Below are 11,996 nucleotides of genomic sequence, written 5' to 3'. Positions count from 1 at the left end.
GGCGGCGGGAAGAGGTGCTGCGCAAATCGTAATCAATCGATCTTCTAGGCAGGGAGCACACGATGTTTGCAAAATCGGAGATGACCGACTTCGAACTGTTCTCCGCAGCGGGCTCGCTGCCGGTTCACGATGTCCTCGCGATCCGCACGTGGCTGACTCCCGACAAAACACTTTTCACCTTCCTCGACGACGATGGCGAAGAGTGCGGCCGGCTGACGTACCTCGATCTTTGGCGCCGTTGCAGGGCCGTCGGCGCAAGTCTCTCCGCAGTGAGCGATCCCGGAGATCGCATCATGCTGTTCTACCCGCCCGGCCTCGACTTCATCTCCGCCTTCATCGGCTGCCTGATGGTTGGGCGCGTAGCTGTCCCCTCCAACCTTCCCGCCCGTCGGCGTGTCGACCGCTCGGTCAACATCGTCACCGATTGCGGTGCGAAGGTCGCCATGGGTCCCTCTGACCAAGTTCCGGAATTCCGCAAAAGCTTCGAAGGAACGAAAGCCGAGACACTGCACTGGATCGCGACCGATACGCTGCCTCTCGAGGATGGCCCGCATCGCCTTCCCGAACAGCCCTCCACGGTCGACATGGGGGCGGTCGCCTACCTGCAGTACACCTCGGGTTCAACATCGAACCCCAAAGGCGTGATGATCACGTTCGGCAACGTGACGACCAACTGCCGGATGATCCGAGACACCCTTCGGCTGAATCAAGATTCAACCATGGTGTTTTGGCAGCCGCACCATCACGACATGGGCTTGATCTGCGCGGTCCTTCTGCCGGTCGTCATCGGAAACCACACCGTTCTCATGACGCCGGCTACCTTCGTCAGACAGCCCATGCTTTGGATCCAGATCATCTCCCGGTACAAGGCAGAGGTAGCCGGAGGCCCGAATTTCGCATTCGACATGGCCACCGAGCGCTACGCACCCACAAGGATGGAAGGGGTCGACCTGTCCAACTGGCGTCTCGCGCTGAACGGTTCGGACATCGTCAGACCGAGCACCCTGGATCGGTTCTCCGAGCGGTTCGGACCTCATGGCTACAGGCCTGAGACCTTCCTGATATGCTATGGCATGGCGGAGGCGGTTCTGTTCCTGTCCGCTGGTCCGGTCGGCAAGAAACCCCGCTACGCTGCGGTCGACATCGAAGAACTTGAGCAGCATCGGCGCGTGCGGCTGCCGACAGATCCGGCCAAGAGTCGGCTGCTCGTGGGGTGCGGCGAGCCGTCTTGGGAAGTGGAGGCTATCGCCGTCGATCCGCAAACCCGACGCAAACTACCGGCGGGCAAGGTCGGCGAGATCTGGATCCACAGTCCGACGGTCGGGATCGGCTATTGGGAGGACCCCGAAGAGTCGGAGCGCACCTTCAGGGCACACACGGAGGATGATGTTGGAAAGAACTATCTGCGGACCGGCGACCTAGGCTTCATCCATCCGGAAGACCGACAGGTGTACATCTGCGGAAGGATCAAAGACCTCATCATCTCGGAAGGCCGGAACGTACACCCCGAGGATATAGAGTACACTATCAGCGAAGCTCTAGCTGCGCGCGGTGAATCAAAAACAATTTCGTCCGTCGTCTTTAACATCGAGTACGATGATCGACAGCTCATCGTGGCCGCCATTGAGATCGACCGCTCTCTGAAACGGGCACTGCTTGAGAAGGGAGCGGAGATCGAGAGAGCGATTCGACAGGCGGTAGCAGCAGATCACGGCGTCACCTTGCATCGACTGTTGTTCATCCCGCCGTCGAGCATGTGCAAGACGACCAGCGGAAAGGTACAGCGCGGCCTGATGCGTCAGATCTACGTGAACGGCGCGCTCAGCGCCTTGGAACCCGTCGGCGCGGCCGCGTGAGCGTCCAGCCAGGCATGCTCGGCAGATCCTGGGCCGTCCTCCGGGAGGACGCCCCAGAGCTGCCCTGCCTCGTGTGCTTCCATTTCGCCGGTGGAAGCGCTCAAACCTTTCTTCCGTGGCGGAAGCACGTGGAGGGACGCTACAGCCTTCTCGCAGCCGAACTTCCGGGACGGGGGCGGCGCTACGGCGAGACCTTTGCCTCGTCCGTCTACGAGGCGGCTGCCCAATTCGCAGAAGAGGCAGTTCACCTACCCCAGAAGCCGCTCATCTTCGTCGGGCACAGTCTGGGCGCGCTGCTGGCTTATGAAACGGCATACGCCATGCGCGAACGAGGCAGCCGACAAGCAATCGGGCTGGTAGCAGCGGCCCGCCAGTCACCCGACGTCGATCAACATGGAAGGGATCTGCCCGACTCGTCGATGTCGGCCATGAGGAAGTACCTGCAGGACCTGTCAGGCACTCCGGAATCGATCCTGAGGGACGACGCCTACATGACCATGATGCGTCCGATCCTACAGTCTGATTTCGATCTGCTGAGGAGCTACTGGTTCCGTCCCCGGGCGCCGCTCCAAATACCGTTGCACGTCGTCGGAGCCATCCACGATCACGCCGTCAAATTCGAGTCACTGCTCGGCTGGTCGCGCCTCTCGGCCGGCGAGCTGTCCCTATCCCTTATCGATGGCGGACATTTCGCTCCACTGGAGCAACCAGCGTCGATACTCGACAAGGCTGACCGCATCGCCGGTAGAGTCGCGTCTGCCTCGATCGAAGAGCAGCTCGCGGCGGCTTGCGACTAAATCCATCTACCCTGCCGCACCTCAGATCCATGAGCAGTAACAATACAAATGGGGCACAGAAGAAGAAATCGCCGGCAGGATCAGGAACAATCACAAACAACGGGAGAAACGCATGACAGCAGCTAAACCGCTGACTTACGAAACGGATCCAACGAGCATTGCCGCGGGTCTGAAATCGAGTTTTGAGAAGGCATCTTCGGCTATAGACGGAAGCACGGTCCTAAACTTGGCGGCAGACAAAGAGGATTGGATTGATACGGGTGTGTTCGTCAGAGAAGGACAGGAGGTCAGCCTCCTGTCAGAAGGAGTTATTTGGCTATCCCGCGAACACGACATTCAAGTAAAAGGAAACGCGGCGCTCTGGTATAGAGTCGGAAACGGTACGATCGAGAAATCGGCCGGTAGAACCACCACTTTCCGCGCCGGTCGGGATGGCCCCCTGCAACTCGCCTGTCGCTTGGCAGGCCATTGGCTCGACGACACCGGCAGACTGGATCCGGATGTCCCGCCCATGCCGATGGAGGGGGGGCTGACCGTTGGGGTTGCGGCCTGGGAGACTGCCGCCGAGGATGGGCTCGAGAGACTCGCCGGCAGCGACGATACCGATTTGGCACGAGCGGAACTGGAGCGGCTCCGTTCCTCGAGACCGCTTCCAAAGGGATGGGATCACTTATGGCGCGTCGGGCGAACCGACATCTTCTGCGAGTCGGTCACCGAGGGTCGCCCTGTCCTGGCCTGCAACTGCACAGCGGATTCGGGCATCATCAAGTATCCCGTCGACGTGGCTCTTGACCGTTCGACAACCCTGTCCTGGGAGTGGCTAGTTCGGGCGCTCCCATCGGAGGTCCCGGAAAACACGCTAGTCACGCATGACTACTTGTCCATCGCCGTCGAATTCGAGAACGGGCAGGACTTGACCTACTTCTGGAGCTCGACGCTTCCACTGGAAACGTCGTTCCGCTGTCCCATTCCAGGCTGGGAGAAGCGTGAGACCCACATCGTAGTACGGACGGGTCAGGAGCAGGTCGGAACTTGGGTCGCGGACCGTCGAGCTGTCCTTGCCGACTACGAGGGCGCTGTTGGCGGCGAGCACCCCGGAAGAGTCGTCGGGGTGTGGATTATCGCACTCAGCCCCTTCCAGCGCAGGAACGGGCAGGCCGAGTACCGGAAAATCATACTGTCCTCGGACACGGAGACGGTCGAGGTCGGGCCCTAGCCCCTACTGACGTTTAACGAACGGTGCACCGATCTGCCGGTCCGAAGCCGGCATCCCCTCCGCGCCGCCGGGGTGCGGCGGGGAGCTCGGACCGTAGTGCGGCTTCCCAGCCAGATGCACCCACGAGTGCCTTCCTACCTAGCGTCACTCACTGACCGAATAGGAGAGAGCAATGTTCATCAAGGTCTCGCATGTTTCTGGCCTGGAGCAGAACAAGCCCACGCATATCGAGGTTGAAGGTGTCGATCTCGTTTTGCTCGGCACCGGAAGCAAGATCTCGCTGTTCGAGAGCAGATGCCCCCACCAGGGCGCGTTTCTCCATGAAGGTGCCGTCCGGAACGGTGCGCTTGTATGCCGAGCTCACGGCTGGGCGTTCGACGCCGATACGGGTGTGTGCCGCGGGAAGCAGAGCACCGCTCTGGCCTCCATTCCACTCCGGATCGAAGGTGACGACATCCTAGCCGACTCCGAAGCTGTCCGCGCCCTGGCTGATAGAAGGAAAACGGAGGGTCGCTCGAGCGAAACTGCGGGGAGCGTGATTCATGCGCAGAGGACTGTGGACGACCTTCCAGGCCCAGTGGGATTGCCGGTTTTGGGCAACGCACACCAGATCAATCTGGAGCAGCTCCATGTTACGATGGAGAACTGGCACGAGCAGTACGGCTCGTTCTTCAAATTTCGGATCCTTCGCCAGAACGCCATCGCAGTAGCGCATCCTCACCTCATCCGCATGGTCTTGCGCGAACGGCCGCATAACTTCCGCAGGATCAGCTCCATCGAGTCCGTGTTTCAGGAAATGCATGCACAGGGCCTCTTCTCCGTAGAGAAAGAAGAGTGGCGGTATCAACGTCGGATCGTCGCCCAAGCTTTGAACGCACGACAAATCCGCCTCTTCTTCCCGAAGATGCAACAGATCACCGAAAGGCTGATGCGTCGCTGGTCAAGGGCAAGCGAGGAGGGGCGCGTCGTGGACGTTCAAGAAGACTTGATGCGTTATACGGTAGACGTCACGTCAAACTTGTCATTCAATTATGACATGAACACAGTTGAGAAAGAAGGAGACGTCATCCAGGACCACCTAGAACATGTATTCCCTATGATAAGTCGCCGCGTAAACTCGGCTGTTCCTTACTGGCGGTACTTCAAGTTCCAGCGGGACAGGGACCTCGACAAAGCGCTCGTCGCACTAAAAGACATTATAGACGATATCATTGACAAGAGTAGGGAGCGACTCAAGCAAAACGGAGGAAACGTCGAAGCAGGCAACCTCGTAGAGGCTATGTTGCAACTCCAGGAGACAGAGGGAGCCATTACGAACGACGCAATCTTTGGAAACGTATTTTCACTTCTTATAGCTGGCGAAGACACAACTGCGAACACAATGGTCTGGATCCTTCATTTCCTCAGCTCCAGGCTGGAAGTCTTCAAGCGGATGCAGGAGGAGGCTGACGAGGTTCTCGGTGAGTCCGATGTGCTGCCTGACATGGAGACGGCTAACCGACTTGTCTATCATGATGCGGTGATCAACGAGGCTTTGCGCCTCAAGCCGGTGGCGTCGATCTGGCCTATGGAGGCATGCTCCGATGTCGTCATGGACGGTGTTGCTGTTCCAGCAGGCACCCCGGTGTTCTTGCTTACTCGGATTCCCACTTTGGTCGACGAGAATGGCACCCCTGCCCCGGAGTTCGATCCGGAAAGGTGGCTCAGGAGGGACGCGTCTACTACGCATTTCGACAATGTGATGGTACCTTTCGGCGCCGGTCCGAGGTTGTGCCCAGGCCGAAGCCTCAGCCTTCTGGAGATTAGAGCTGTGATGTCGATGGTATCTCGGCGCTTCGAACTCGAACTTTCAACCGATGGCCCTCCAGTCGGCGAGCGGTTTGCGTTCACCCTGATCCCGACAAACGTTCGCCTGAGATTCAAGGAAAGAATTAAGTACCGTTCTGGGCCACGGTTTAGCGCTCCCACGGCAGAGTCCGTGCGTTTGGGAGCGTAATCCGAATACGGCTTGAGCGCCCGTCCCACAGCGGGAACGTAGCTATCGATGCTCTGACAGGAACACTTCGGCTAGCTCGTCGAGGAAAGCCAGCAGCCGGGCTCGTCCGTGTCGTTCGTCGCCCGCCGCTACGGCATCTCGCCGAGCCTGCCGTTCTCGTGGAAGCGGCGCATGCTGGAGGGCGGCCATCAGGCTGTGCAAGCCGACGAGGAGGTCGTCGGCACCAGCCGGGTGCGCGAGCTCGAGCGGCGCGTGCGCGACCTCGAACGCCTGCTCGGGCGCAAGACCATGGAGGTGGAAATCCTGAAGGAGGCGCTCGACCTCGCGCGCATAAAAAAGACGACCTCGCCGCTCACCTCTTGGAGCGGTTCGACGGGTGGTTCACGGTGAAGACGGTCGCCGACACGCTCGGTGTGGCCCGCTCCCACCTGGCCGAGCGCCTGAGCCGACCTGCTCGGCCGCACGGCCTCTACCACAAGCCCGAGGATGCGCGGCTGTTGCCGACGATCCGCGCGATCGTCGATGCCCGCCCGAGCTACGGCTATCGCCGCGTCACCGCGCTGGTGAACCGGGCACTGCGCTCGCGCGGCGAGGCGAGCGTCAATGCCAAGCGGGTGCTGCGCATCCTGCAGGCGAACGGGCTCACCCTCGCGCCGCACACTGCCCGCCGGCCTGGCCGCACCCACGACGGCATCGTGGTGGCGTTGCATTCGAACGTGCGCTGGTGCTCGGACCGCCTCGAACTGCGCTGCCGGGACGGTGCGGTCCTTCGCGTGCTGTTCGCCATCGACGCTTGCGACCGTGAGATCATGGCGTGGTCGGCGACCACGACGGGCGTCTCAGCCGAGATGGTCTGCGACCTGATGATCGCCTGCTGCGAGCGCCGGTTCGGCGCGACGAAGACCCCGCACCCAGTCGAGTGGCTGTCCGACAACGGCTCCGCCTACATCGCCAAGGAGACCGCTCAGACGGCCGCCGCCCTCGGCCTCCGGTTGCTGTTCATGCCGGTGCGCTCGCCGCAGAGCAACGGCATCGCGGAGGCGTTCGTGAAGACGCTCAAGCGCGACTACGCACGCCTTACCATCTTGGACGACGCCGAGACCGTGATGCGGCTTCTGCCGGGTTGGTTTGAGGACTACAACCTACAGCAGCAGCTCGGAGGCGGTGGGAGCCTGGATCCGCCCTGCCTTAGTTGCCGCAAACCACTGCGACATTCCTATCCGCTGGCACGAGAAACTCCTGTCCGGGCCGTACCCGAACGCGTACGCCGAGCGGCTGCTCGCCTGTCTCGCTGCGGCGGGAAACACTGAAATCTTCTTCCGGCTGCTTGACCGTGATGGCAATGCTCTGCTCCCTCACATCTGCTCATACTCCGGACGCCAGCAAATCGCCGCCTTCATCGGCGACCGGCTCATCCCGTTCCTCACCGTGCATCTATCTTCCGGGACGGACGAGATCTTCGCAGGCCTCTGTGGGCTCGCGCGCACCATCGTGTCTCCATTCATCGACGAGGTTTTGACCGCGCTGTTCCAGCGCTGGACGGGGTCTTTCGCGCGTGGAGGAGAAGCTGGCCCGAGAGGGACGAGCATTGAACTTTGGCGTGCCTTCAACGATCTCGCGGGCCACCCCCGCTTCGATCAGATCGAGGATTGGCAGGGACTGCTGTCACCGGTGCTGCAGGGGTCGCTGCGATGGTACGAGAAGCAGACGGTCTTGCGCGTGCTCGAACGCGACCCGCGTTCATACATCCAGATAGAGTCAATGCTGTTCAAAGCCGAGGATTGGGAACATTTCAACGAAAGCGAAGTCGAGCGTCTCGAAGGGGCTGCCGAGAGCCTTTTCGCTAGAGTCGCGGACTGAGCCTCGTTGTGAGGTGCAGCAGCAAACAGTGTTACATTCAAACTCGTTGCAGCACATCTGTGACATCGCCGTACTGTATTTGACCCTTGGCGGCTTCTATTTAGACTCGGATCGTCTAACGCAAGGGCTTCGGCAGCGGACCTATAAGAGCGAACTCCCGAAAGACCCTAAAGGGTCGAGAGCCGAATGGCCGATACTCGTCGACATCAGAGCCTGATCATCTGAGGTCCTTCTTCCGACTCTTCCCAGGCATTCGGAAGGTCTGCTTCCCTGCTGCCGGCTATGTTAGGCCCACTACCAGATACTCAGATGATCCGATTTCGATAGAGATGATTCCGTTTAAAAAAAATCCAGAAGTCATGATAAAAAATTAGATTCTAAATCGGTATTGTGATTGTACCTAGCCGACAAGCGTCGGCGCTACAGAATATTTCCCGTTTTTGTCATCCTCGAATGTGTAAATCTGCCAGCCAAGCATTTCGATGTTTGTCGGCAGCCCGTAAGAAGTAATAATGGTTTGATATAGGCAGTCTCCATTTGCGAAGTGCGCCAAGTATGGTTTGATGGCGCCCCAATCTATGCCTAAAGAGTTGAGTTCAACAATCATTAAGACAGGGCCAAATTGCACGGCCTCTTGCGCCATTGCCATTGCAATTTCGAGAAGAATGCGTCCCTGTTCACCTCCAGACAGCTGTAAGAAGGAGAATGAGTCGCCTCTAGCAAGCTCACAGCGCATTTCATAAATAGGCGAGGTTCTTTCCCCATCGTACGCCTCGTCCGCATCACCGCTTCGTACCGAAAAATACAATCTATTGATAAAATTGCTGGACACTTGTGCGATCAGACTGCGTAACGCTTGTTCTTCAATCCCAAATAAATCCATAAATTTTTTGAGATCACAGAATATATTGGGATCACCTCGGTCTTTTAGGAAGACGGTTGCAGACCGGGCGTAATTGCGACTGACTGCGCATTTATCGAGATTGAGGTCCAGTATGCCCCCGGCTATTTTCGCTTGAAGCTGGTGCTCCGCCGGTGCGTCGAAAGTTATGATATATTCGAGATCATCGCATTCAAGCCATCTATTTAAATTTCGCCCCGTATCGAGGACGGTCAACCACTCGCATATCGCGGATTTTCCAGTGCCATTGCGGCCAATCAGGAACGTCGTTTTAGCTAGATTAATTAGTGCGTTAGCGCCAAAAAGTGGCGTATTTAGCATTTTTATTTGTTTGACGAAACCAAACGCCGCTTGTCTACCACTATGCTCGTAAGACGTCCTATATTCATGTAATGCTTTCCAGCTCTGCAGAGTATGGACTGGGAAACGGACACCACTTTTTTTGTCGATAAGATTTTCGTGACTACCGCACATCCATATACCATTAGTTGGATGTTTTATCTGTTCTGGCGTCAATAATCCTTGGCCACGCGGGCCCTTCTCGGAGGCTGAATATATATGACAGCCGAAGCCAGTGTTTTCAAAGGTGTCGCTTGATTTTGCAGGGCCGATGGTAAGCTGATTACACCCCGGATATGAGCATCGAAACCCAGCGCGAGCTGCAATGACATGCCGATTTTCATCTGAGAAGTTGTGCCGTGACATGGCCCACTCGTACGCGCTTTGATCTCTTCCGTGTGTACCTGAGCGGACTCGATAGGGCGACCTGATACGCACACTTTCTTCTTCTAAGGTGACGACCGTTTGCCACCCTCTGCAGCCCCCCCCGCACGGTCAAGCTGGCTACAGATCCCGTAGCCAGCCGTAAGCTGCTCTCGGCCGCTGCTGCAATCGGCGCCGATCCCGGCTCGACCTGCATAGGCGAGAGGCCGTACCGCCGTCGGAAGGCACGGCTGAACACCTGCGTGAGAACACGGCTTGCGTTCAACCGAGTTTCCAGGAATCTTAGCCGTACATGGCGGTTCGCGATTGCGCGGACGCGTCGTGTCGCGCCGGGGAAGGTGAAGAAACTGCCCCACGCTGGCCGGCGGCCAGCCTCGGATGCGTAGGCTGCCGGTCGGCGTGGGACCTCACGTGCTTCGTGGTGTATCGACCCTCCGCTCCGCCGGCGGCGTGCACCCCAGGTGCGTCGAAGCCGGCACGGATGACATCGGGCGCGGTAGCCGGCGCCGAGACATCGCTGAAGTCCCCGGCCGCCGGAGCACCTGTCAAAGGTCGGGGAGCACACTTCGGCACCGACGTGCCCGCGCCGCTGTCTCCGCGGCGCAAACGCGGGCGCTTGTCCCGACGCGAGCCTGATCCGCCTCAGGTCGTGAACGATCTCCCGCGCCCACTGCCGGTCTCCCGGGCCCAACTCGACGTACTCGAGACCTTCCTTGGGGCCGAGATCGACGCGCTTCTTCGCGACCTGCTGCCATGACGCGCCCGTTCGTCTCGACGGTGCCTGTCAAAGCCCCATTCGAACAGGGCGCGGCGAGAGGTCTGTGGATCGCGTACCATCCCGGCTTTGCCTCTCCCCTCAGCCGACTCACCTTGCCGCCAGCTGCGTCGGAGGCTTGACCGATGAAAATGATCAACCGCTCGAACTGCCTCCTACCCGCTCGGGACGGTCAACTACGCGCCTGTCTGTACCTACGTGTCTCAACGGGCCGGCAAGCCGAGAGCGACCTCTCCATTCCCGACCAGCGCAAGTCGGTGCGCGCGTACTGCACCGCCCATGGCTGGCCCGTCATCGCTGAGCATGTCGAACCCGGAGCCTCCGCCCTCGACGACAACCGCCCCGCATTCCAGGCCATGCTCAACCGGGCCGAGGATGGCGATCACCCCTACGACGTCATCGTCGTGCATTCACTGTCACGCTTCTTCCGCGACGCGCTTGGACTGGAGATGTATGTGCGCCGCCTCTTGAAGGTCGGGGTACGGCTCGTCTCGATCACCCAAGAGTTCGGCGACGATTCTGCCGCCAAGATGATGCGCCAGATGATCGCGCTGTTCGACGAGTACAACAGCCTCGAGAACAGCAAGCACGTCCAGCGCGCGATGAACGAGAACGCGCGCCAGGGCTTTTACAACGGGGCCACGCTACCGCTCGGCTACACGCTCGAAGAGATCGAGCGGCGCGGCAGCCGGGTCAAGAAGCGTCCGATCGTCGATCCGGTCGAGGCGGAAACAGTTCGGCCGATTTTCAAACTCTACCGGCACGGCGACGGCCGCTCTGGCCCCCTCGGCGTAAAGGCGCTCACCTGCCACCTGAATGAGCGCGGCTATCGCACACGCGCCGGGGCCCGCTTCGGGGTAGCCACGATCCACGGCATACTGACGAACCGGATCTATGTGGGGGAGTGGGGCTTCAACAAGCGCTGCTCGAAGACGCGACAAGCCAAGCCGAAGGCAGAGCACATAGGCATCGCGGTGCCGCCTATCATCGCCTCGGATGAGTTCGAGGCGGTGCAGGCGACGCTGAAGGCGCACAACCCACGCGTCACGCCGGCGCGGGTGGTGACGGGCCCGATCCTGCTCACCGGGCTTGCGACCTGCAGCAGTTGCGGCGGTGCGATGACGCTGCGCACCGGCACCTCGGGATCGGGTCAGGTGCACCGCTACTACAGTTGCTCGACGAAGGGACGGCAGGGTCCGACGGGCTGCTCGGGCCGGACGATCCGGATGGACACGCTCGACACCCTGGTTACCGAACGTCTCGTGGCCGACCTGCTGCAGCCTGACCGATTGCGGGCGACACTGGCCTCGCTGTGGGCGCTGCGCGCTGAGCAAGCGACGCAGGTCGATGGCCGCGTGGCTGCACTACGCAGCGAGCTCGCGACCGCGGAGGAGAAGCTGAGGCGGCTTTATCGGTTGGTGGAGAACGGCGACGACGAGCCGGACGATCTGCTGAAGGAGCGGCTCTCAACGTTGCGAGCCGAGCGCGATCTGGCGAAAGCTGCCCTCGGCCGGATCCGTATGGTCAACCCGAATCCAACTGAGATCGGGCCTGAACTGATCGAGCGCTTCGGGCGTCTGTTGCGCGAGAATGTGACCTCGGGTGAGATCCCGTTCCGGAAAGCGTGGCTTCAGGCGATTGTCGATCGCGTCGAGGTGGGAGCGGACGTAATCCGCATCGTCGGCGACAAGGAGAGCCTGGAGAATGCCCTGTCCGGTTCGGGCGACGAAGCCGTGTCCGGCGTTCGCAGTTCTGTACGGAAATGGCGCACCCGACACGATTCGAACGTGTGACCTTTGCCTTCGGAGGGCAACGCTCTATCCAGCTGAGCTACGGGTGCTGACCGTGGCTCGTGAGTAGCCCAACTGGGCG

At 59.9% G+C, this 11,996-nt stretch carries 7 protein-coding genes, 1 tRNA gene and 1 pseudogene; 7 read left to right on the top strand and 2 right to left on the bottom strand.

What is annotated here, in order from left to right; all coding sequences use genetic code 11:
- Positions 1–62 precede the first annotated feature (62 nt).
- The 6 genes and pseudogenes from FHU13_RS22635 to FHU13_RS22610 all read left to right on the top strand — a co-directional run bounded on the left by FHU13_RS22635 (position 63) and on the right by FHU13_RS22610 (position 7,725).
- Complete coding sequence (locus FHU13_RS22635) at positions 63–1,856, top strand: fatty acyl-AMP ligase (protein ID WP_183438108.1); 1,794 nt, start codon at positions 63–65, stop codon at positions 1,854–1,856.
- 14 nt (positions 1,857–1,870) lie between these two features.
- Positions 1,871–2,653 (top strand): thioesterase II family protein, encoded by a 783-nt coding sequence (locus FHU13_RS22630; RefSeq protein WP_210287802.1) that lies wholly within the window; start codon positions 1,871–1,873, stop codon positions 2,651–2,653.
- Between the two features lie 112 nt (positions 2,654–2,765).
- On the top strand, positions 2,766–3,869 hold the full coding sequence (locus tag FHU13_RS27940; RefSeq protein WP_246714798.1) for a DUF3047 domain-containing protein: 1,104 nt from the start codon (positions 2,766–2,768) through the stop codon (positions 3,867–3,869).
- Positions 3,870–4,041: 172 nt separating this feature from the next.
- Positions 4,042–5,865, top strand: a complete 1,824-nt coding sequence (locus FHU13_RS22620; protein ID WP_183438106.1) for a cytochrome P450 — start codon at positions 4,042–4,044, stop codon at positions 5,863–5,865.
- Between the two features lie 75 nt (positions 5,866–5,940).
- A pseudogene (locus FHU13_RS22615) lies at positions 5,941–7,046 on the top strand (IS3 family transposase); the annotation flags it as partial.
- On the top strand, positions 7,030–7,725 hold the full coding sequence (locus tag FHU13_RS22610; RefSeq protein WP_183438105.1) for a hypothetical protein: 696 nt from the start codon (positions 7,030–7,032) through the stop codon (positions 7,723–7,725). The pseudogene FHU13_RS22615 and the gene FHU13_RS22610, both read left to right, overlap by 17 nt.
- Before the next feature lie 400 nt (positions 7,726–8,125).
- Here FHU13_RS22610 and FHU13_RS22605 read toward each other — a convergent pair whose 3' ends face one another.
- The gene (locus FHU13_RS22605) at positions 8,126–9,331 is read right to left on the bottom strand and encodes a hypothetical protein (RefSeq protein ID WP_183438104.1); all 1,206 of its coding nucleotides are present in this window, start codon (positions 9,329–9,331) and stop codon (positions 8,126–8,128) included.
- Positions 9,332–10,249: 918 nt separating this feature from the next.
- Here FHU13_RS22605 and FHU13_RS22600 point away from each other — a divergent pair.
- Positions 10,250–11,917, top strand: a complete 1,668-nt coding sequence (locus FHU13_RS22600; RefSeq protein ID WP_312889632.1) for a recombinase family protein — start codon at positions 10,250–10,252, stop codon at positions 11,915–11,917.
- Here FHU13_RS22600 and FHU13_RS22595 read toward each other — a convergent pair.
- Positions 11,888–11,964: transfer RNA gene (locus tag FHU13_RS22595), tRNA-Arg, on the bottom strand. The genes FHU13_RS22600 and FHU13_RS22595 overlap by 30 nt on opposite strands.
- Positions 11,965–11,996: the final 32 nt, after the last annotated feature.

The organism is Methylobacterium sp. R2-1, assembly GCF_014191355.1.
In the GTDB taxonomy this organism is placed as follows: Bacteria; Pseudomonadota; Alphaproteobacteria; order Rhizobiales; family Beijerinckiaceae; genus Methylobacterium.
This window is presented reverse-complemented; position numbering and strand designations above follow the sequence as displayed.